This is a genomic window from Klebsiella grimontii (assembly GCF_042137965.1).
Taxonomy (GTDB): domain Bacteria; phylum Pseudomonadota; class Gammaproteobacteria; order Enterobacterales; family Enterobacteriaceae; genus Klebsiella; species Klebsiella grimontii.
In genome coordinates this window covers 984,243-1,004,643 of sequence record NZ_CP169721.1, presented here as the reverse complement: position 1 = coordinate 1,004,643, position 20,401 = coordinate 984,243, and the positions used below count along the sequence as shown (strand labels likewise).

Genomic DNA, 20,401 nt, shown 5'->3' with positions numbered 1-20,401 from the left:
CAAACCTGGCGCTGCACAATAGGCAGCCTTTATAAAACATCAGTCCGTGATTCGTTGCGCATCATAAATGAACAGCCGTCCAGTGCGCAATTTTTATACTATTACAATGTTATTCGGACTGATGGAAACGAAACACCGGTAACAAATAACGCTGCGTTTGCGTCAGGATCTCTTCATAGTATTCTGGTTCCAGGGTGCGCCACAGGCGCTGATACCAGACGTCGGCGCCTTCACCGCTGACCACCATGTTCCCTTCATAAGCCTGAAGAAATTTACTGCGCGCTTTTTGCTGCGTCTCTTCGTCCATTAACATGACATCCTTTTCGGCGTCATAACAGACTTTTAGCCATGCGCCGCCGCTTTCCGGCAGCAGCAGCAGCGGTTTGGACATTCCCTGCAGGTAGCCGTCAACCAGATCGTTGAGGTAGCCCTGGGCCTGCTCCTGCGCCAGCGGAGGAAAACGCCACTCGCCCTCTTTACGCACAAACAGCCGACTTTCGCCGGTACCGCCGCTAGCACAATAGACAAGATGCTCCAGCCAAAGTTGCATCCCTTGGGCCACGCTTAATAGCGAAGGCCGCCAGCGCAGCAAACCGTCGGATTGTACCTGCTGCAGCCAGCCAGTTATGTTGACTCCGTTGCATTGCAGATCGATTTCCATGCTTTGCCCCGGCTGGCGGCAGGCGATTACCCGTTCGGCCAGGTTTTGCATCTCCTGACGCTGGGTTTCCCAGGCCAGCTCGCCGAAAGCGCCGTAGGGTAGCTCGCCGGCGGCGCGGAAACGGCGATACATCACCGAGGCGTCCTGCTCTTCAATCAGGGTGTTGAGCAGCTGCTGGTTCAGCTGATAGCGGCTCAGCCCTTCGAGGATAAAAGGTTCATCGTCGGGGATCTCGCTCTCCTCCGAGCGGAAATTCACCCGCAGCCGCTGCTGAAAGAAGGCGCGAACGGGGTGCTGCCAGAAGCGCAGCAGCTGTTCGAAAGGTAAGTGATCGATGTCCGGCGTCGGCAGCGGCTGGATGAACGCGCCGTGCGCTTCCCCCTGCTGGCTTGCGGCCGCCAGCCATTCCCGGGCATAGCTTTGATCTTCATTGGCCAGAAAATTAGCGGCATCGAAAGGCATGCGTGTATGCAGATGCGTGATGTGCTCTTTGACCCGCCGTTCGCTGGCATCGCAGTCCAGCTCTTCGTCCCCTTCCAGGCAGTGGCTCTGGCCGATGTAGTCCGCCAGCTCCTGGACCAGAACGGAGGGATAGCGTTCACTGTTATCCTGAATAGAACGGCCGATATAGCTGATGTACAGTTTCTGCTCGGCCGACATCAGGGCTTCAAGAAACAGATAGCGGTCGTCATCGCGACGGCTACGGTCCCCGCGCTGCGGCTTCTGGCTCATTAAATCGAAGCCCAGCGGCGCCAGGGTGCGCGGATAAACGCCGTCGTTCATCCCCAGCAGGCAGACCACCTTGAAAGGAATCGAACGCATCGGCATCAGGGTACAAATATTGACCGGGCCGGCAAGAAAGCGCTGGCTGATACGCTGCTGATCGAGCCTCTGGGACAGCTCATCGCGGAGTAGCGACAGCGGTACCGTTTCGCCATACTGCGCGTCGACGCCGCCGTCAATCACCGCCTGCCACTGCTGTTCTATCAGCGCCAACGCGGCCTCCGTTTCGCTGTCCGGAAGGAAGAAGTCGTTTAGCAGGTCGCGGCATACCGGCAGCCACTCGGCTAATGGGCGATCCTGGACCAGCCCGCGACGCCAGAGATTGAGCTGCATCAGCAGCGACGCCAGGTTGCCCACCAGCTCGGCGATAAGCCCGCTCGACTCATCATAAGGCAGAACCGAGCGCCACTCCCCTTCGCTGCTGTCCATGGCGTAGCCCAATAGCATACGCGTCAGACCAAAGCGCCAGGTATGCTGGCCGGTCGCCGGGAGGTCGAGCTCACGCACGTTGTCGTCATCCATTCCCCAGCGTACGCCGGATTCGTTAACCCACTGGCGCAGGTAGCGCAGCCCCTCTTCGTCGATGTTAAAGCGCGCGGCCAGTACCGGAACGTCGAGCAGCGCCAGCACGTCTTCGCTGGCGAAGCGGCTGTCGGGTAGCGAAAGGAGAGTGATAAACGCCTGCAGCGCCGGATGCGATTCGCGGGCGCGCCGGTCGGATATCGCCCACGGCAGCCAGCGCTCGCCGCTGGCGCTGCCGAAGACCGCCTGGATATAGGGGCTGTAGCTATCGATATCCGCCACCATGACGATAATATCGCGCGGGGTGAGTTCGGGATTCTCTTCCAGCATCGCCAGCAGCCGATCGTGCAGCACCTCAACCTCGCGCTGCGGGCTGTGACAGACATGAATCGTCAGGCTGCGGTCGTCCGCGGCCAGCAGCCGCTTGCTGCCGCTGTTGGCAAACTCCTCGGCGCTGCGACCGGCCACCGCCGCATTGCGCAGCTCAAGAATATCCGCCTGCAGATTATGCAGCAGGTTATCCGGCGCGATATCGACAAAGGCGTCCAGCTCTTCATAGCGCTCAAGACCCGCCAGCAGATAAATATAGTCGCGCCCCAGCTTGCCCCAGGAGGCCAGCAGCGGATTACCCACATCCTGCTCCCCGGCGTCGTTGAACAGCCCCGGAGCCTGTTCCGTATCGCGAAACAGCGGCAGCGCCCGCGTCGTTTCGCGGTGGTGGCGCCGCTGGCGGGACAGCAGCTTCGCGAGAAATGCCGGGTCTTTAATGTCGCCCCAGTAATAGCGACACGGGTTGGTGAAGAGGACATAGACGTCGACATGCTTACCCAACGCCTGTAGCGCCTGCAGGTATACCGGCGGCAGCGCCGAAATCCCGCAGATAAAGACTCGCGACGGCAGCCCGGCAGGCGGCTCTTCGGCCGCTTCAAGCGCGCTGATAAAGCGTTGGTACAAATTGGCGCGATGCCACAGCGGCTGGCCCAGCTCGGCGGTATATTCCACCAGCGCTTTCCACAGCGGCGCCTGCCACTCCTGCGCATCGCCCAGGCCGTCCACGCGCTGGTCGGCCTCCCAGCGCATCAGCCACTCGGGGCGATAAACCAGATACTGGTCATAGAGATCGGCGACTCTGGCGGCCAGTTGGAACAGCTTACGCTTGTCGCTATCGTCGTGCAGGTAGTGGCGCAGTAGCGTAAAGGATTCATCATCAAGCCGCTGCGGTAGCAGGGTCATCAGTTTCCAGCTCATACTTTGCTTGCTGAACGCGCTTTCTCCGGGAATATCTTTCAGTACCCGCACGAACATATCCCAGATAAAGCTGGCGGGCAGCGGGAACTCAATGTTGGCCGCGATGCCGAAGCGCTGCGCCAGCGTCATCTGCAGCCACTGCGCCATCCCGGTACTCTGCACCAGCACCATTTCCGGCATAAAAGGGTCATCCAGCCGCTGGCGCTCGACGATAAACTCCATCAACGCTTCAAGCACATCCAGACGGTTTGAGTGGTACACCCTTAACATATTCGCTCCTGGCTACTGACTGACCGGGCAATGCAGCCGGGTCATCTGCGCCCGCCTGGCTGCGGGCATGGTGATCGTTACCGTGATGCTGACACATCTTTGCACCGATGTCTGCATACGGGATATCTGGCGATTCGCGGGAATCACCGGTGGGCTAAGCTGAGCGAATCGCCACGCATCGCGCCACAGCTGACGGTACTGGTTGAGCTGCATAAAGCCGTTGGCCAGCCCGCGCTGATAGCCCGCCAGCGCGGTCACGGTCACGATCAGCAGCACCAGCGCCAGCAGCGTTTCCGGCAGGCTAAACCCTCTCTGCCGCCTCAGGGCATCTGACATAAGCTCGCCTCCTTTAACGGACAAAAATCGCTCCAGCCGTGAGGCGAAAAGCGGACCCGGTTTTGTTCAACCGCGCCGGTTTGCCACAGCAGCATGTCGCCGCTGCCGCCGATCAGCAACACCGAGGCGTCGCTGAAGATCCGCAGGCAGGCGCGCCAGCCGAGCGCGACCTCCTGCTGACAGCTCACCGCTTCCCGCAGCGGCCAGGAGAGCCCCTTCCCCCACTGCAGCGCGGAATGCGCGCCGGCGGCATCGCGAAGCGCCTGCGTTTCGCTGGCCGTCTGCGCTAACAGCGAACGCTGCTGCTGGTTCAGCCCCTGGAGTAATAAACTGCCGAGCGCTAACAGCAGCAGCACCATCAGTAGCGAAGAGAGCCCGCGCTGGCGATTCACAGGTTATATCCCGTCACGGCGTATTCCGCCCGCGCGCGGATTTGCGGGTCGGCGACCGAGTGCGCCGCCAGCGTAATCGATAATTCCGGCGAGAAGCCCGCCCTCTCCAGGCGCGTCACCTGAAACGCGGTGACCTGAATCGCCGCCGGGTTGGTCATTTTCTCCCAGCCCTTACCGCTACAGGCGCTAGCTCCGCGCAGGGTTTCCAGCGCGCCGTCGCGCAGGCGGAACCCGGTGGTATCCGCTTCCGACGGCGGCGCGCTATTCCAGACGCCATCGCTGTTGCCGTCCCAACTCACCAGCAGGCAATCACCGCCGCCTGCGATATATAGCGCCTGCCCGCGACAGAAGCCACGGCAATAGCCGGCGCGCTGCAGATGCTTCGCTACGGTGTAGATTCGCTGCCAGAGCTCGTTTTCCAGCGACTGCTGGCGGGTCTGGCGAAGCGTAGCCCACTGCAGCGCCGGGAGAAAACGCGCGCTGCCGAGCAGCAGCACGGAGCTGATAGCCATCGCGATCAGCGTTTCCGGTAGCGAAAAACCGCGGCATGTTACAGGCATGATGCCGTCTCCTCGCCGCGACAGAGGCGGATTCGTCCCCAATTTGAAACGATTATGTTCCAGCCGCCGGCCGCGCTTTGCAGGCGGATATGTCCGGCCCAGGCGGTATTACGCAGGCCATAAAATCCCAGCCCCGGCGTCATCGCGCTGAGCGAAACCTCCGGCCAGAGCGGTTGCAGCGTGAAAGCGTTCCTGACTCTACAGTCGGCCATCGGCCCGCTGGCGCTCAGGCACCAGCCCGCCGCGCCCTGGCCGATGCTTAACACTCTATCGCGGTTGTGCCAGTTGGCGTCATCGCGTAGCAGCACCAGGTAGTCGCGGACCTGACAGGCGGTTTGCCACAGGCGCTGCTGCCGTTGCCAGCTCTGCCAGCCGTACAGCCCGCTGGCGCCAAGAATGACGACCACGACCATCGTGACCAGGGTTTCAATCAGGGTGTAGCCATGTTCTCTGTTCATGGCCCGAGTATGCGCAGCATTGAGGCTTTATTCGAACGGTAAAATACGGGTTTGCGTCGCGCTTCGGAGAGTATTTATGGTATTGCAACGGGTTGCAGAGACGCAGGAAACCTGCTCGCAAAAACGCCGTCTGGCAGTGGGTTACCGCACCGTTTGGCCTGGCTGGCGCATAAAAAAACCGGCGCTCGCAGGCGCCGGTTTTCGTCGTCACTTCCGGGTTAAATCGCCACTGGCGCTTTAATCCCCGGGTGCGGGTCGTAGCCTTCGATTTCGAAGTCTTCAAAACGGTAGTCGAAAATCGAAGCCGGCTTGCGTTTGATGACCAGCTTCGGCAGCGCGCGCGGTTCGCGGCTCAGCTGCAGGTGCGTCTGCTCCATGTGGTTGCTGTACAGGTGCGTGTCGCCGCCGGTCCAGACAAAGTCGCCCACTTCGAGGTCGCACTGCTGCGCCACCATATGCACCAGCAGCGCGTAGCTGGCGATATTAAACGGCAGGCCGAGGAACACGTCGCACGAGCGCTGATAGAGCTGGCAGGAGAGCTTGCCGTCGGCGACGTAGAACTGGAAGAACGCGTGGCACGGGGCCAGCGCCATTTTGTTCAGCTCGCCGACGTTCCATGCCGAGACGATAATCCGACGCGAATCCGGGTCGTTTTTCAGCTGTTCCATCACCGTGCTAATCTGGTCGATATGACGGCCGTCCGGCGCGGGCCAGGAACGCCACTGCTTGCCGTAGACCGGCCCCAGATCGCCGTTTTCATCCGCCCACTCGTCCCAGATGGTGACGTTGTTTTCGTGCAGATACGCCACGTTGGTGTCACCCTGCAGGAACCACAGCAGTTCATGGATGATGGAGCGTAAATGACAGCGCTTGGTCGTCACCAACGGGAATCCTTCCTGCAGGTTAAAACGCATCTGGTGGCCGAAGATAGAGACGGTGCCGGTACCGGTGCGGTCATTTTTTTGCGTGCCCTCGTCGAGCATTTTCTGCATCAAATCAAGATACTGTTTCATGGTTCCTCAAGAATTTTGTTGCTGCGGACGACAACGGTACGCCCAGACCATCATGATGATACCCGCAAGCACCATCGGGATCGAAAGAATCTGCCCCATGCTGATGTACTGTACCCAGCCGCCGGTGAACTGCGCATCGGGCTGGCGGAAGAACTCCACGATGATGCGGAACAAACCGTAGCCAATCAGGAACAGACCGGAAACCGAACCGGCCGGACGCGGCTTGCGGATAAACAGGTTCAGGATCAGGAACAGCACGACGCCTTCCAGCGCCAGCTCATAGAGCTGCGAAGCGTGACGCGGCAGCGCGCCGTAGGTATCGAACAGCGATTGCCACTCAGGATGCGACGGCAGCAGCGCCAGATCTTCCGCCCGAGAGCCGGGGAAAATCATGGTGTAGTGGAAGTTCGGATCGACGCGGCCCCACAGTTCGCCGTTAATAAAGTTGCCCAGACGCCCGGCGCCGAGGCCAAACGGAATCAGCGGCGCAATGAAGTCGGAAACCTGGAAGAAGGTGCGCTTGGTGCGTTTGGCGAAAATGATCATCACCAGAATCACGCCGATCAGGCCGCCGTGGAAGGACATACCGCCGTCCCAGACGCGGAACAGATAGAGCGGATCGTCGAGGAACACCGGCAGGTTGTAGAAGAAGACATAGCCAAGACGCCCGCCGAGGAAAACCCCGAGGAAGCCGGCGTACAGCAGGTTTTCCACTTCGTTTTTTGTCCAGCCGCTGCCCGGACGATTGGCCCGACGGGTGGCCAGCCACATCGCAAAAATAAACCCGGCCAGGTACATCAGGCCGTACCAGTGGAGGGAGACCGGTCCAATGGAAAAAATTACCGGATCAAACTCCGGAAAATGCAGGTAGCCACTATTCATCTGTCACCATAAACACTTGTTATTCCGCCGAAAGTGGACAGCGGGGATCGTTCGCGCGCGTTTGAAACGGGCGCTCCAAAGGCTGCGAATGATAGCATAAGCGCGAAGGGCGATCCGCGCCGGACATGTAAAAGATATGTATACGAATGCGAATACGCGGCTGAGCATTCCCGGAGGCGGCGCGCTGCGCCTGTCCGGGCTACCCAACCCGCAAACTGTAGACTCCGCTACCGGCCGCCGCGAATCAGGCCGCCGAGTCCGCGTCGCTCCATAAAAGCCGCGACCTGATGGCGCACTTCGGCGGTCATCTGCGCGTCCAGGCTACGTTGGGAAAGCTCCTGAGCCTCATTAATATCGATACGCCGCAGCAGATATTTCACCCTCGCCACCGAACGACCGTTCATCGACAGATGGCGATAGCCCATCCCGATCAGGATCGTCACGCACATCGGATCGCCCGCCATTTCGCCGCACAGGCGCAGGTCGATACCAAAACGCTCGGCGTCGCGGGCAATCATCGCCAGCGCCCGCAAAACGCCCGGATGCAGGCTGTCGTACATACTGGCGACCCGGGTATTGTTGCGATCCACCGCCAGAATGTACTGGGTCAGGTCGTTGGTGCCAACGGAGATAAAATCGACGCGATTCGCCAGCTGCGGCAGCATAAACACCATCGACGGCACTTCCAGCATCACGCCGAGACGCGGACGGGGAATGGCGTAGCCGATCATCTCTTCCACTTCGCGGCTGGCGCGATCGATCAGGCGACGGGCCTCATCCACTTCATCGAGACTGGTGACCATCGGCAGCAGGATACTGAGGTTTCCGGTCGCCGCGTTGGCGCGCAGCATCGCGCGGACCTGCACCAGAAAGATCTCCGGCTGATCGAGCGTGATCCGAATTCCGCGCCAGCCAAGGCACGGATTCTCTTCGCTGATCGGCATATACGGCAGCTGTTTATCCGCCCCGATATCCAGCGTGCGCAGGGTGACCGATTTCTCGTTGAACATCTGCAGCATGCCCTGATACTGGGCAACCTGCTCCTCTTCAGACGGGAAGCCGCTTTGCAGCATAAAGGGGATTTCGGTACGGTAAAGGCCGATACCGTCGACGAAATTGCCGAGCTTTTCTTCGTGCTCAGGGCTGAGGCCCGCGTTGAGCATCACTTTTACCCGCTCGCCGCTTTTCAGTTCAGAAGCGCGTTCAAGATCGTCCTCAGCCAGGCGACTAAGCTCGTTCTCTTCGCTGATCAGGCGCTGATACTCTTGCAGCAGCACCGGCTCCGGGTCGACCAATAGCTCGCCGCGATAGCCGTCGACAATCAGGGTATGCCCGTGCAGCAGCGAAGGCTGAATATCCGCGCCCATTACCGTCGGGATCCCCAGCGCGCGCACCATAATCGCGGCATGCGAGTTGGCCGCGCCATCGCGCACCACCACGCCGGCTAAACGATCCTGAGGAACCTCCGCTAAGGTGGTGGCCGACAGTTCATCCGCCACCAGTACGATACGCTCCGGCCAGGTGTTTGGCCCCTGAATACTATCATCAAGATGGAAAAGCAGCCGCTGGCCCAGCGTGCGCAGATCGCCCGCGCGCTCTTTCAGATAGCCGTCGCTGAGCGCGGCAAACTGTTCGGCAAACTTCTCGATAATCTTCTTCACCGCCCATTCGGCCACCGCGCCTTTATCGACTTCGGCGAACAGTTCGCGGCGCAGACGCGCGTCGGAAAGCAGGTGCGAATAGAGGTCAAAGATGGCCGCCGTCTCTTTTTGCGCGCCGGCAGCGTAGCGCTTGCTGTAGCGGCGAAATTCGTTCGCCGCCTCTTCCAGCGCGCCAGTCAGCCGCTCGCGCTCGGAAGCGGTATCGAGCGTCGAGGCTTCATACACCTGCTCCATCAGCGGCAGGCTGACGTCCATCCAGCCTTCGGCAATCGCCACGCCTGACGAAGCGGGCAGCGCGCGGATGCGGGTCTGACGATATTGACCAAACAGCGCGTTTAGCTGGGACTGAGAGAGAATGCCGGCGATTTGCGTAGCCAGGGTGACCAGAAATGACTCTTCGCTTTCGTCAAACTGGCGCAGTTCGCGCTGCTGTACGACCAGCACGCCGAGCAGCTGACGCCGCTGGATAATCGGCACGCCGAGGAAGGCGCGAAAACGGCCCTCTTTTACTGCGGGAATGTATTTAAAGCTGGGGTGCTTTTGCGCGTCGGCGAGGTTAATGGGTTCCGCCAGGCGGCCCACCAGACCCACCAGACCTTCGTCAAAAGCGAGCGCAACGATGCGCCCGCGGGGCTTTTTCAACCCGCGCGTCGCCATCAGGTAATAACAGCGTCGGTCATTGTCAGCCAGATAAACCGAACAGACTTCCGTCTCCATCGCGGCGCAGATATCGGTGACCAGGATATCCAGCGCCTCGTTTAAACGCGGCGCACTCGCGACCTTCTCGACTATTTCTCGCAACCGAGTGAGCATAATGTGCGTGGCTTAACCTCTTTTACGTCGATATGCAGGCGCGCTTTGCGGCTTAGGCGTGCTTTCCGCCAGCGCCATTGTGACGCTGGCGAACTCTTTCATCACCCTGCGGTATACGTCGCGCTTAAACGACACCACCTGGCGCACCGGGTACCAGTAGCTTACCCATCGCCAGCCATCAAACTCAGGTGTACTGCTGGTTTGCATATTGACATCCGCATCGCTGCCGATCAATTGCAGGAGAAACCACTTCTGTTTCTGGCCGATACATACCGGCTTTGTGTCCCAACGCACCAAACGTTTAGGCAATTTGTAACGCAACCAGTTACGGGTTGAAGCAAGGATCCGCACATCTTTACGGCTTAACCCCACTTCTTCGAACAATTCCCGATACATCGCCTGCTCTGCTGATTCTCCTGGATTTATGCCCCCTTGCGGGAACTGCCACGAGTGCTGACCATAGCGCCTGGCCCACATAACCTGGCCCTGGCGATTACAGATTACAATACCGACATTTGGGCGGTAGCCATCGTCATCAATCACCGGACTACCTCAAAATAAGCTTCAATGTGAATGATTGTTTCACACTCGCTGGAAACGGTAAACCACTCTGTGAGAGCGATGAGTTCGAATAACATTTGAATAACTCACAGTAATACCCAGAGTTATAAACAGCGAAAGCCATACCCGGACGATTTTATTCACTTTTTCTGTGGATAGAGTTGTGAAGAAGTATGGAATTAACCAGGGAAAACCCGGAATCATCCGAACGGCGTAGTCATAACCCTTAATAATAATGACCTAATTTTCATTATGTTAGCATGTTTAAATTTCATAATTCACAGTATAACGTGATGATCATCACATAAGCGATCCTGGAACTGATGAAAGATCGAGCAATGTTGGTTTTATCCACAGATTACGCAAGCGAGCTGGGCATATTTTGTCTAAAAACTCGATTTTCCTCTCACGTCAAGGCTGTAAATGGAAACAGTAGTGGGGCTTTTCCCCAGTTATCCCATTTTTCTGTGGATAACAGGGTGTAAGATCCTGTTCATTGTCGGTGACCAGTTCTGGAAAACCCCGTTTCACCATTTTCACCGCGGCAAAAAAACGAAAAAAAAGTCATACGAATCATCAAATTGTCATACTTACTCAAGAAAAGGTAAACTCTATCCACAACGGATGAAATTACTGCTCACTTTTTAGTCAGAGGTTTTACGTTATGCCGACCATCGCGCCGCTCTTATCCCCTCCGCAAAGCCAGGAGCAGCTTCTGGCTCAGGCGCAGCAGCTGGCAGGCTATTCGCTGGGTGAACTGGCCCAGCTTGCCGGGATTCCGATTCCGCTCGATTTAAAACGCGATAAAGGCTGGATCGGCATTCTGCTGGAGATATGGCTGGGCGCCAGCGCAGGCAGCAAGCCGGAGCAGGATTTCGCCGCCCTCGGCGTCGAGCTGAAAACGATCCCCATCGATTCTTCAGGCCGCCCGCTGGAAACCACCTTCGTCTGCGTCGCGCCGCTCACCGGCAACAGCGGCGTGACCTGGGAGAGCAGCCACGTGCGCCATAAGCTCAAGCGCGTGCTGTGGGTGCCGGTAGAGGGCGAGCGTACGATCCCTTTGGCCGATCGCCGCGTCGGCGCTCCGCTGCTGTGGAGCCCCAGCGAAGAAGAAGATCGCCAACTGCGGATGGACTGGGAAGAGCTGATGGATCTGATCGTGCTTGGCCAGGTCGAACGCATTACCGCCCGCCACGGCGAAGTGCTGCAGCTGCGCCCGAAAGCGGCAAACAGCAAAGCGCTGACCGAGGCCGTAGGCGCCCGCGGCGAGCCGATCCTCACCTTACCGCGCGGTTTCTACCTGAAGAAAAACTTTACCGCCGCCCTGCTGGCCCGCCATTTTCTTCTCTCCTCCTAAATAACGGCCTGCAGATGATTATTTTTTTGTTCTGTCGTGACGGTTGCATATAATCGCATCTTTCTATTTTGCAGGACTTTGAACGATGTTATTTGCATGGGTAACCGATCCTAACGCCTGGCTGGCGCTTGGTACGCTGACGCTGCTGGAGATAGTGCTCGGGATCGATAATATTATTTTCCTCTCTCTGGTGGTCGCTAAGCTGCCCACGGCGCAACGGGCTCACGCTCGCCGCATTGGGCTAATGGGTGCGATGATCATGCGTCTGGCGCTGCTGGCGTCAATCGCGTGGGTCGTCAAGCTCACCAATCCGCTCTTTACCGTGCTAGGCCAGGAGATCTCGTTTCGCGATCTGATCCTCCTGCTGGGCGGGCTGTTCCTGATCTGGAAGGCGAGTAAAGAGATTCACGAATCGATCGAAGGTGAAGAAGAAGGGCTGAAAACCAACGTCCATTCCTTTATGGGCGCCATCGTGCAGATTATGCTGCTGGATATTATTTTCAGTCTTGATTCGGTGATTACCGCCGTCGGGCTGTCAGACCATCTGTTTATCATGATGGCGGCAGTGGTCATCGCGGTGCTGGTGATGATGGTCGCCGCCCGTCCGATAGGCGATTTTGTTGACCGCCATCCTTCGGTGAAAATGCTGGCGCTGTCGTTTTTGATCCTCGTCGGCTTCACGCTGATGCTCGAAAGTTTCGACGTGCACGTACCGAAAGGCTACATCTACTTCGCGATGTTCTTTTCGATTGCGGTTGAAAGTCTCAACCTGCTGCGCAATAAAAAAAATCCGCTGTAGCCCGCTAAAATGCAGCCCTGAAACGGGCTGCAATCCTTTTTTAAGACTTAACTGCTTTTTATGTCTCATAAATCAGGCTATTAATATACTGGTACGAGGTGCGGCTATAATAGGGGTGATAACGATGAAAAAATGGGCAGTATTGATTTCCGCCGTAGGACTGGCGTTCTCGGTTTCCGGTTGCAGCAGCGATTACGTCATGGCAACCAAAGATGGTCGCATGATTCTGACCGACGGTAAGCCCGCCATAGATGACGATACCGGCCTTATCAGCTACGAAGATCAGCAGGGTAATAAAATGCAGATCAATCGTGACGACGTTTCGCAGATTATTAAACGTTAAGACCCGCCGACAGGCAGCGATGTCTCCTTTATCGCCGGGTTGAGCAGCTTTCATTATTCTTCAGATTTAAGAAAAGAGTCGGGACATACCGGATCTGCCCGCCAGGATTAAGCGGGCCGGAGCGCGTCAACCCGGCTTTTTTGATTTTTTACTTCCCCTTTTTCTCCCCCTCTGCCATTTTTATATTCCTTTGTCGGGGAACGCCTGACCTTGTTGATAAAAAAAGGAAGCCGGCTATGCAGTATCACCGTATCCCACACAGTTCTCTTGAGATCAGCACGCTGGGGCTGGGCACAATGACGTTTGGTGAGCAGAATAGCGAGGCAGACGCGCACGAGCAGCTCGATTACGCGGTTAGTCAGGGCATTAACCTGATTGATGTCGCTGAAATGTATCCCGTCCCGCCGCGCCCGGAAACCCAGGGCCTGACGGAAACCTACGTCGGCAACTGGCTGGCGAAGCGCGGCAATCGCGAAAAGCTGGTTGTCGCCTCTAAAGTCAGCGGCCCTGCCCGCAATAACGACAGCAGCATTCGTCCTGACCACAAGCTGGATCGCAAAAACATCCGCGATGCGCTGCACGACAGCCTGAAGCGTCTGCAGACTGATTATCTCGACCTCTATCAGGTCCACTGGCCGCAGCGCCCGACCAACTGTTTCGGCAAGCTGGGCTACACCTGGGCCGATTCCGCGCCGGTCGTCACCCTGCTGGATACGCTGGACGCGCTGGCCGAATTCCAGCGCGCCGGTAAGATTCGCTATATTGGCGTCTCCAACGAAACGGCGTTTGGCGTGATGCGCTATCTCCATCTGGCGGATAAGCACGATCTGCCGCGCATCGTGACGATTCAGAACCCGTACAGCCTGGTGAACCGCAGCTATGAAGTGGGGCTGGCGGAAGTCAGCCAGTATGAGGGCGTTGAGCTGCTGGCCTATTCCTGTCTGGCGTTCGGTACGCTGACCGGGAAATACCTCAACGGCGCGAAACCGGCGGGCGCGCGCAATACGCTGTTCAGCCGTTTTACGCGCTACAGCGGCGAGCAAACGCAAAAAGCAGTGGCGGCCTATGTCGATATCGCCAGGCGGCACAATCTTGATCCGGCGCAGATGGCGCTGGCCTTCGTGCGTCGTCAGCCTTTTGTCGCCAGCACCCTGCTCGGCGCAACGACCATGGAGCAGCTTAAGACCAATGTCGAAAGCCTGCATCTGGATCTGAGCGCAGAGGTTTTAGCCGAGATTGAAGCGGTGCATCAGGTTTATACCTACCCGGCGCCGTAAGGCCGTAAAAGCGCCCGGATTGCGGCTAACTCCTTATCCGGGCTACTCCCTCTGCGCTTAGCCGGGGATATTTCCCGTACCCGGGCGACGAAATTGCGCAACCGCGCTGGCCGCTTTCCCGGAGGCGATGCTGCGCATCTGTCCGGGCTACACGTTCGTGCGGTTTTGTAGCCCGGGCAGGCGCAACGCGCCGCCTCCGGGAGATTATTTACGCCGTCCCCAAATCCACAGGGCGGCGATCGCCAGAGCAAACACCGTACCAAAGCCAATCCCCACGCCGACGACAGGAATGCCGATGCTCACCGCCAGCGAATAGAGGCCCAGCATCAGCAGCATCGCCACGTTTTCACCGAGGTTTTGCACCGCGATAGCGTTACCCGCGCCGACCGTATGTTTGCCGCGCTCCTGAAGCAGCGCGTTCAGCGGCACGATAAAGAAGCCCCCGAACGCCCCGAGCAGCAGCAGCAGAGCAAACGCCGGCAGCAGCGCCTGCTGGATGGCGAAAAAGATAACCGCCACGCCAATCAATATCCCGGCAGGCATACAGCGCGACACCGTTTCCAGCGTCACCAGCTTCGCCGCCGCGCCGGCCCCCAGTACGATCCCCACCGCCACCATCGCGTTAAGGTAAGTCGGCATGGCGTTGCTGGTAATGCCCAGCGCCACCGGGACCCACAGCACCAGCAGAAAGCGCAGCGTCACGCCCGCCCCCCAGAACAGGCTGGTGCCGACTAACGAAAAGCGCGTCTCACCGTTGCGCCATAGCGTCGTACAGGCGCTAAAGAAGCTGTGGGTCATCGGCCTGAAGCGCCACGACTGTCCGGGACGAGCCGCCGGCAGCTTCGGGATCCACAGGTTGGCGACCACCGCCCCGGCGTACACCACCGCGCAGACGCTGAGCGCCGCCACGACGTGCCAGTCGGCGAGGATACCGCCCGCCATTGAGCCGAGCAGGATCGCCGCAATGGTCGATGACTCCATCAGGCCGTTCGCTTTCACTAACTTATCGCCGGTGGTCAGCTCGCCGAGAATGCCGTATTTAGCCGGAGAATAGGCGGCGGCGCCGATACCCACCAGCGTATAGCCAATAAACGGATTCACGCCGAAGCAGATACAGCCCGCGCCGACCAGCTTCAGGCCGTTAGCCGCCATCATTACCCGCCCTTTGGCAAAGCTATCGGCAAACTGTCCGACAAACGGCGCGAAGAGAATGTAAGCGCCCACAAACAACATCTGTAATACCGGCTGGCTCCACTCCGGATAGAACAGCTGCTTCATCAGCGCCAGGGTAGCGAACAGCAGCGCGTTATCGCCAAACGCCGAAAGAAACTGGGCGCAGATAACCGCCATCATCCCTTTCGAATACAGCGAACCGTTAGTGTGTACTGACTCACTCATCCGAATCTTCCGTCTGTTCAACCATGCCTTTAAGGGTGACAAAGTCCGGCTTGCCGCTGCCCAGAACCGGGAGCTGCTTGAGCCAGCGAATGTCGCGCGGTACCGCCAGCTCCGGTACGCCGTGTTCACGGGCATAGCGCAGCAGTTTTTCACGATTCAGTTCATTATCGGTAGTAAACAGCACCAGCGCCTCGCCTTTGCTGGCATCCTGTTTAATCGCCGTAGCGTGCATTTTGTCCGGCGAAACCGCCAGCGCCACCTGTTCGACCATCTCCAGCGACACCATCTCACCGGCGATTTTGGCAAAGCGCTTCGCGCGGCCCTGAATCCGCACGTAGCCCTGCTCGTCAAAGCTGACGATATCTCCGGTGTCGTACCAGCCGGCCTCAACTTCGCCGTGCTGATTTTCCGCCGCTGGCGCTTCCAGTACCCCAGGATTTTCCACCCGCAGATAGCCGTTCATAATGTTTGGCCCTTTAAGCTGCAAACGGCCCCCTTCTTCAATTCCCGGCATCGCCAGCAGACGCGCATCCATCCCCGGCAGAATTCGGCCAACGGTGCCCACTTTCGCCGCCATCGGCACGTTGATCGAGACTACCGGCGCGCATTCGGTGACGCCGTAGCCTTCAAGAATGCGCAGACCAAACTTGTCCTGCCAGATCTGCTTCGTGCTCTCCTGCAGCTTCTCCGCCCCGGCGACAACGTAGCGCAGGCGGTAAAAATCATACGGATTTGCGAAGCGGGCGTAGTTGGCAAGGAAGGTGGAGGTGCCGAACAGCACGGTACAGTTTCGGTCGTACACCAGCTCCGGCACCACGCGATAATGCAGCGGGCTGGGATAGAGGAACACTTCCGCGCCGGTAAACAGCGGCGTCAGTAGGCCAACCGTCAGGCCAAAGGAGTGAAACAGCGGCAGCGCCGACATAAAGCGGTCATTCGCGGTAAAGTCGGCAATGGTTTTAATTTGTTCGACGTTGGCCAGCAGGCTTTTATGGCTATGCACCACCCCTTTCGGATTGCCTTCCGAGCCGGAGGTAAAGAGGATCATCGCCGCGTCTTCCGGCTGCTGCTTAACCTGAGCCAGCTTCGGCATCATCAGGTGAGCAAAAATCCACAGCTTATCGACGGCGGTGACGTCGCCTTTTAAATCTTCGAGGAACACCCAGCGCACCTGGGTCAGCTGCTCCGGCAGGTGCCAGAGTTTGCCTTTATCGAGGAAGGTGCGTGAGGTAAAGATGGTTTTGATTTCCGCGGCGGTAATGGCGCTGCTCAGGCCTTTGACCCCGGCGGTATAGTTCATCATCGCTGGGATCCGCCCGCGGGCAATCGCGCCGAAAATCACCGCCGCGCTAATTCCGGCGTTCGGCAACATCAGGCCGATTTTTTCGCCCTGGGCGCTGTATTTTTCCAGAATGCGCGCCACGAAGAGGGTTTTGGTCAGCAGCTTACGGTAGGTGTCCGGCTGAAAATTGATATCTTCCACGCAGTTTTTGCGCGCGCCGAAGCGGTCCTGGGCCGCCAGCAGCGACTCATACAGCGTTTCGCGCGGGCGCACCGCCATCCGCGCTTCCATCATGATCTGATGCAGCATTTCACCGGCAATTTTACGCCGCTCGCGGGCGCGAGGCGCATCGGGCATTGGCAGATGCGTCGGCGGCAGCAGGTGCAGCTGAATGCGCGGGAACAGACGGCGTTTGACCAGCCCTTTCAGGCGGCTGAAGGGAGTTAATTCAGCACCTTCGATTCTCAGCGGCACAATAGTCGCCTGTGACTTCGCCGCCACAAAGGCGGCGCCGTCGTAAATTTTCATCAGTGAACCGCTCACCGAGATTCGCCCTTCCGGGAAAATCACCACCGGACGCCCCTGCTCAATCAGGCGGACCAGATGCTTTATCGACATCGGTTTGGTCGGGTCCAGCGGCACAAAATCAATAATCGGCTTTAGCGCGCGCATAAACCAGCGATCGCTGATTGAGGAATAGACCGCGAAGACCGGGCGCACCGGCAGGAAAAGCGCCAGCAGTACGCCGTCAATAAAAGAGACATGGTTTGGGGTGATCAGTACCTTTTGCTGGTACAACGCCTGCGTGTCACCGGTAAGCCTTACCCGATACAATCCTTTGAAAAGCAGTCTAAAAAATCCCAAAAGCATAACAACTCCGTTTGACCGGTTAATCAGTCAAAGCAGGTTACATGAGAAGGGGCGGAAAATGCACCAGGAGGAGCGGAATTCAGGACAAAAAAAACCTGCGCATCCGCGCAGGTCGGTGCAAGATAATCAGTACGAAAAGCGTACTTAAAAAACTCACCAATCAATACCTCTGGGATCCTGATTGTCTCGTTTTTTCCGCCGCTGGCGCCAGCCATAAAACGCAAGTGAATGAGCCTAAGTGCAACCAGTTATTACTTTTTTCGCGAACTGTAACAATGGCCAACGGCGGGCAAAAAAAAACCTGCGCATCTGCGCAGGCTGGTGTAATTAAGTGGTCAACCTGAAGTTGACTCCACCTATCAATACCTCTGGGATAGCCAGAGTATCAATGCAATGAATGGGTAAACCAGCGAACATTCGCAACAGCCAATCGCAAAGTGTAAGCAAAGGTGTGAATTGTCGTTTCCCGGAATCATTCTCCGCTCGCCTGTGGGTAACTATTTCACCCGCAACGCTAATCTGCGTCACAATTGCATGAACCCAAAAGTCGCAAGCCTTGAATCTGCCGCGCTTTCCCGTAACATAAACGTTATGTAAACGCTTACCCTAAAAAAGGCCTGGTATGGCGACTATTAAGGATGTAGCCCGGCTCGCAGGAGTTTCCGTCGCTACCGTCTCCCGCGTTATCAACAATTCACCGAAAGCCAGCGAAGCGTCGCGCCAGTCGGTAGGCGCCGCGATGGAAACGCTAAATTATCATCCCAACGCCAACGCCCGCGCGCTGGCGCAGCAGTCAACGGAAACCGTCGGCCTGGTGGTAGGTGATGTCTCCGACCCCTTCTTCGGCGCGATGGTGAAAGCCGTCGAGCAGGTCGCCTACAATACCGGTAATTTTTTGCTGATCGGTAACGGCTATCACAACCTCCATAAAGAGCGCCAGGCGATCGAACAGCTGATTCGCCACCGCTGCGCCGCGCTGGTGGTCCACGCCAAAATCATCCCCGATGACGAACTGGCCTCGCTGATGAAGCAAATTCCCGGCATGGTGCTGATTAACCGCATCCTCCCCGGCTTCGAGCAGCGCTGCGTTGCGCTGGATGACCGCTACGGCGCATGGCTCGCGACCCGCCACCTGATTCAGCAGGGGCACACCCGCATCGGCTATCTCTGCTCAAACCACGCTATTTCCGATGCAGAAGACCGCCTGCAGGGCTACTACGCGGCGTTAAAAGAGAGCGATCTGCCGTGTAACGATCGCCTGGTGACCTTTGCCGAACCCGATGAGAGCGGCGGAGAACAGGCCATAACCGAGCTGCTGGGCCGCGGCAGAAACTTCAGCGCCGTCGCCTGCTATAACGACTCAATGGCCGCCGGCGCAATGGGCGTATTAAACGATAACGGGATTGATGTGCCGCGCGAGATTTCGCTGATTGGCTTTGATGATGTGCTGATTTCGCGCTACGTGCGCCCGCGTTTGACCACCGTACGCTATCCGATTGTCACCATGGCGACGCAGGCCGCGGAGCTGGCGTTAGCGCTGGCGGAACATCGCCCGCCGCCGGAGATTACCCACCTTTTCAGCCCCACGCTGGTCCGCCGTCACTCGGTGATTGCGCCTCTCGATAGCGATAAATCGTAGCGGTATAAACTGACGGCGACGGCCGGATAATCCAGGCCTTCGCCGATATACTGCCAGCCGAAACGTTCATAAAAATCGCGACAGGCGGAGTAGAGAAACAGCTCGCTATAGCCCTGCGTTCGGGCATAGCCGATAACGTGCTGCTGTAGTTTCCCCGCCAGCCCCCGCCCGCGCGCCTCAGGAGCCACGTAGAGCGCCGCCATCCACGGATAGAGATCCTGACGGCTGATTAAATCGCAGCGCCACAGGCCGACGGTGCCCAGCAGCATCTCCCCTTCAGCGGCAATAAAGGTTATCGGCAGCGCCCCCGGGGTCTGGCTATGCCCGACAATGCTGGCGAAGAACGCCTGCGGCAGCGTTTCACCGCCAAAAGCCTGCCATAGCCATTCCGTCACCCGTGAAGCGTGCTGCGGCGCGGCGTGGAGGGGCTGAATGATCACACCAGCTTCCCCTGAAAAATTGGGACCGATTCAAACAGATAGCCGTCAAAGTCCGGCGCGTCTTCATCGGAGAGCTCCAGCAGGCTGTTTTTGACGTTTTCAAGATGCTGCCACATTGCCTGCCAGGCCCCCATCACATCGCGTCGGCGCAGAGCGGCGAGGAGCGTTTGCCGGTCGCCGAGCCACTTCAGCCGGTACGCCCGGCTGGCGATATGCACGTTGAACTGCTGCCACAGCGGGCTGCTGTCCATCTGCAGCCAGATACGCTCGACCGTCGCCAGCAGCATCTGATTTTGCGTCGCCCCGGCCAGCACCAGGTGAAACAGACGGGCGTTATCCTGGCTGGTATCGTTGGCGGCAATGGCCCGCTGCTCCTGCTCGATAATGCGCTTCAGGTTATCGATATCGGCGCGGGTCGCCATTTTGGCAGCAAAGGCGGCGATATTGCTCTCCAGCAGCTGGCGTGCCTGCAGGATTTCGAACGGCCCGACGTCGCTGCTCAGCATCTGTTCTTCCTCGCTATCGTCCTCGTGCGGGATGCGCATGACGTACACCCCGGAGCCCTGGCGAATATCGACCGTCCCCTGCAGCTCCAGCATCAGCAGCGCTTCGCGGACGATGGTCCGGCTCACGCCGTAGGTCTCGGCGATATTGCGTTCCGGCGGCAGGCGCGACCCGATGGGGTAGCGCCCCTGCGCAATCTGTACGCGTAAATCATCACCTATTTCCTGGTAGGGTTTCTTTTCCGGCGGAATGATAGCCTTCTCCACAATATCACCTGTGCGTTATGAACCTGCGAGTCAATATCGGCCGCTATCTTAGCAAAATTTCCGTCC

Annotated in this window: 18 protein-coding genes and 1 pseudogene; 5 read left to right on the top strand and 14 right to left on the bottom strand. The window is 58.2% G+C overall.

Going from position 1 to position 20,401, the window contains the following annotated elements; genetic code table 11:
* Positions 1 to 109: 109 nt before the first annotated feature.
* From recC to rppH, 9 genes are all read right to left on the bottom strand, one after another.
* The gene (gene recC, locus ACE3MN_RS04870) at positions 110 to 3,484 is read right to left on the bottom strand and encodes an exodeoxyribonuclease V subunit gamma (protein ID WP_098362903.1); all 3,375 of its coding nucleotides are present in this window, start codon (positions 3,482 to 3,484) and stop codon (positions 110 to 112) included.
* Between the two features lie 12 nt (positions 3,485 to 3,496).
* On the bottom strand, positions 3,497 to 3,820 hold the full coding sequence (locus tag ACE3MN_RS04865) for a prepilin-type N-terminal cleavage/methylation domain-containing protein (RefSeq protein ID WP_004132691.1): 324 nt from the start codon (positions 3,818 to 3,820) through the stop codon (positions 3,497 to 3,499).
* Positions 3,805 to 4,212, bottom strand: coding sequence for a DUF2509 family protein (locus ACE3MN_RS04860; RefSeq protein ID WP_024358547.1), 408 nt, complete (start codon positions 4,210 to 4,212; stop codon positions 3,805 to 3,807). Before ACE3MN_RS04860 ends, ACE3MN_RS04865 begins: the two co-directional genes overlap by 16 nt.
* The gene (locus ACE3MN_RS04855; RefSeq protein WP_004132688.1) at positions 4,209 to 4,772 is read right to left on the bottom strand and encodes a prepilin peptidase-dependent protein; all 564 of its coding nucleotides are present in this window, start codon (positions 4,770 to 4,772) and stop codon (positions 4,209 to 4,211) included. The genes ACE3MN_RS04860 and ACE3MN_RS04855 overlap by 4 nt, the downstream gene beginning before the upstream one ends.
* The gene (locus tag ACE3MN_RS04850) at positions 4,763 to 5,230 is read right to left on the bottom strand and encodes a prepilin peptidase-dependent protein (protein ID WP_024358548.1); all 468 of its coding nucleotides are present in this window, start codon (positions 5,228 to 5,230) and stop codon (positions 4,763 to 4,765) included. The genes ACE3MN_RS04855 and ACE3MN_RS04850 overlap by 10 nt, the downstream gene beginning before the upstream one ends.
* Before the next feature lie 218 nt (positions 5,231 to 5,448).
* Complete coding sequence (gene thyA, locus ACE3MN_RS04845; RefSeq protein WP_375364269.1) at positions 5,449 to 6,243, bottom strand: thymidylate synthase; 795 nt, start codon at positions 6,241 to 6,243, stop codon at positions 5,449 to 5,451.
* 6 nt (positions 6,244 to 6,249) lie between these two features.
* Positions 6,250 to 7,125 carry a prolipoprotein diacylglyceryl transferase gene (lgt, locus tag ACE3MN_RS04840; RefSeq protein WP_102650380.1) on the bottom strand — a complete coding sequence of 292 codons (876 nt, stop codon included), beginning with the start codon at positions 7,123 to 7,125 and terminating at the stop codon, positions 6,250 to 6,252.
* Positions 7,126 to 7,352: 227 nt separating this feature from the next.
* Positions 7,353 to 9,599, bottom strand: a complete 2,247-nt coding sequence (gene ptsP, locus ACE3MN_RS04835) for a phosphoenolpyruvate--protein phosphotransferase (RefSeq protein ID WP_024358549.1) — start codon at positions 9,597 to 9,599, stop codon at positions 7,353 to 7,355.
* 12 nt (positions 9,600 to 9,611) lie between these two features.
* Complete coding sequence (gene rppH, locus ACE3MN_RS04830) at positions 9,612 to 10,142, bottom strand: RNA pyrophosphohydrolase (RefSeq protein ID WP_004124593.1); 531 nt, start codon at positions 10,140 to 10,142, stop codon at positions 9,612 to 9,614.
* A gap of 682 nt (positions 10,143 to 10,824) precedes the next feature.
* On the opposite strand from rppH, the gene mutH reads away from it, so the two are divergent.
* The 4 genes from mutH (at position 10,825) to ACE3MN_RS04810 (ending at position 13,936) form a co-directional block, all read left to right on the top strand.
* Entirely contained in the window at positions 10,825 to 11,517 is a 693-nt protein-coding gene (gene mutH / locus ACE3MN_RS04825) for a DNA mismatch repair endonuclease MutH (protein ID WP_098141065.1), read from the top strand.
* An 85-nt stretch (positions 11,518 to 11,602) separates the two neighbouring features.
* A complete protein-coding gene (locus tag ACE3MN_RS04820; protein WP_004132983.1) occupies positions 11,603 to 12,316 on the top strand; it encodes a TerC family protein in 714 nt (237 codons plus the stop codon).
* A gap of 124 nt (positions 12,317 to 12,440) precedes the next feature.
* Positions 12,441 to 12,659 carry a YgdI/YgdR family lipoprotein gene (locus tag ACE3MN_RS04815; RefSeq protein ID WP_004105255.1) on the top strand — a complete coding sequence of 73 codons (219 nt, stop codon included), beginning with the start codon at positions 12,441 to 12,443 and terminating at the stop codon, positions 12,657 to 12,659.
* A gap of 236 nt (positions 12,660 to 12,895) precedes the next feature.
* On the top strand, positions 12,896 to 13,936 hold the full coding sequence (locus tag ACE3MN_RS04810) for an NADP(H)-dependent aldo-keto reductase (protein WP_024358550.1): 1,041 nt from the start codon (positions 12,896 to 12,898) through the stop codon (positions 13,934 to 13,936).
* 204 nt (positions 13,937 to 14,140) lie between these two features.
* Here the strand turns inward: ACE3MN_RS04810 and lplT are convergent, their stop codons facing one another.
* The 3 genes and pseudogenes from lplT to ACE3MN_RS04795 form a co-directional block, all read right to left on the bottom strand.
* A complete protein-coding gene (lplT, locus tag ACE3MN_RS04805; protein WP_024358551.1) occupies positions 14,141 to 15,334 on the bottom strand; it encodes a lysophospholipid transporter LplT in 1,194 nt (397 codons plus the stop codon).
* On the bottom strand, positions 15,327 to 17,486 hold the full coding sequence (aas, locus tag ACE3MN_RS04800) for a bifunctional acyl-ACP--phospholipid O-acyltransferase/long-chain-fatty-acid--ACP ligase (RefSeq protein ID WP_064410861.1): 2,160 nt from the start codon (positions 17,484 to 17,486) through the stop codon (positions 15,327 to 15,329). Before aas ends, lplT begins: the two co-directional genes overlap by 8 nt.
* A 292-nt stretch (positions 17,487 to 17,778) precedes the next feature.
* Positions 17,779 to 17,939: pseudogene (locus ACE3MN_RS04795) on the bottom strand (hypothetical protein); the annotation flags it as partial.
* Positions 17,940 to 18,108: 169 nt separating this feature from the next.
* On the opposite strand from ACE3MN_RS04795, the gene galR reads away from it, so the two are divergent.
* Positions 18,109 to 19,125, top strand: coding sequence for an HTH-type transcriptional regulator GalR (gene galR, locus ACE3MN_RS04790; RefSeq protein ID WP_004132976.1), 1,017 nt, complete (start codon positions 18,109 to 18,111; stop codon positions 19,123 to 19,125).
* Here galR and ACE3MN_RS04785 read toward each other — a convergent pair.
* Positions 19,086 to 19,565: a GNAT family N-acetyltransferase gene (locus tag ACE3MN_RS04785; RefSeq protein ID WP_049087301.1), complete on the bottom strand. Its 480-nt coding sequence runs from the start codon at positions 19,563 to 19,565 to the stop codon at positions 19,086 to 19,088. The genes galR and ACE3MN_RS04785 overlap by 40 nt on opposite strands.
* On the bottom strand, positions 19,562 to 20,335 hold the full coding sequence (locus ACE3MN_RS04780) for a GntR family transcriptional regulator (protein WP_049099737.1): 774 nt from the start codon (positions 20,333 to 20,335) through the stop codon (positions 19,562 to 19,564). Before ACE3MN_RS04780 ends, ACE3MN_RS04785 begins: the two co-directional genes overlap by 4 nt.
* Positions 20,336 to 20,401: the final 66 nt, after the last annotated feature.

Excerpts from the sequence above, each read along its gene's own strand:
- recC (WP_098362903.1), bottom strand. The coding sequence starts at position 3,484 with ATGTTAAGGGTGTACCACTCAAACCGTCTGGATGTGCTTGAAGCGTTG.
- ACE3MN_RS04865 (WP_004132691.1), bottom strand. The coding sequence starts at position 3,820 with ATGTCAGATGCCCTGAGGCGGCAGAGAGGGTTTAGCCTGCCGGAAACG.
- ACE3MN_RS04855 (WP_004132688.1), bottom strand. The coding sequence starts at position 4,772 with ATGCCTGTAACATGCCGCGGTTTTTCGCTACCGGAAACGCTGATCGCG.
- ACE3MN_RS04850 (WP_024358548.1), bottom strand. The coding sequence starts at position 5,230 with ATGAACAGAGAACATGGCTACACCCTGATTGAAACCCTGGTCACGATG.
- thyA (WP_375364269.1), bottom strand. The coding sequence starts at position 6,243 with ATGAAACAGTATCTTGATTTGATGCAGAAAATGCTCGACGAGGGCACG.
- lgt (WP_102650380.1), bottom strand. The coding sequence starts at position 7,125 with ATGAATAGTGGCTACCTGCATTTTCCGGAGTTTGATCCGGTAATTTTT.
- ptsP (WP_024358549.1), bottom strand. The coding sequence starts at position 9,599 with ATGCTCACTCGGTTGCGAGAAATAGTCGAGAAGGTCGCGAGTGCGCCG.
- mutH (WP_098141065.1), top strand. The coding sequence starts at position 10,825 with ATGCCGACCATCGCGCCGCTCTTATCCCCTCCGCAAAGCCAGGAGCAG.
- ACE3MN_RS04820 (WP_004132983.1), top strand. The coding sequence starts at position 11,603 with ATGTTATTTGCATGGGTAACCGATCCTAACGCCTGGCTGGCGCTTGGT.
- ACE3MN_RS04815 (WP_004105255.1), top strand. The coding sequence starts at position 12,441 with ATGAAAAAATGGGCAGTATTGATTTCCGCCGTAGGACTGGCGTTCTCG.
- ACE3MN_RS04810 (WP_024358550.1), top strand. The coding sequence starts at position 12,896 with ATGCAGTATCACCGTATCCCACACAGTTCTCTTGAGATCAGCACGCTG.
- lplT (WP_024358551.1), bottom strand. The coding sequence starts at position 15,334 with ATGAGTGAGTCAGTACACACTAACGGTTCGCTGTATTCGAAAGGGATG.
- aas (WP_064410861.1), bottom strand. The coding sequence starts at position 17,486 with ATGCTTTTGGGATTTTTTAGACTGCTTTTCAAAGGATTGTATCGGGTA.
- galR (WP_004132976.1), top strand. The coding sequence starts at position 18,109 with ATGGCGACTATTAAGGATGTAGCCCGGCTCGCAGGAGTTTCCGTCGCT.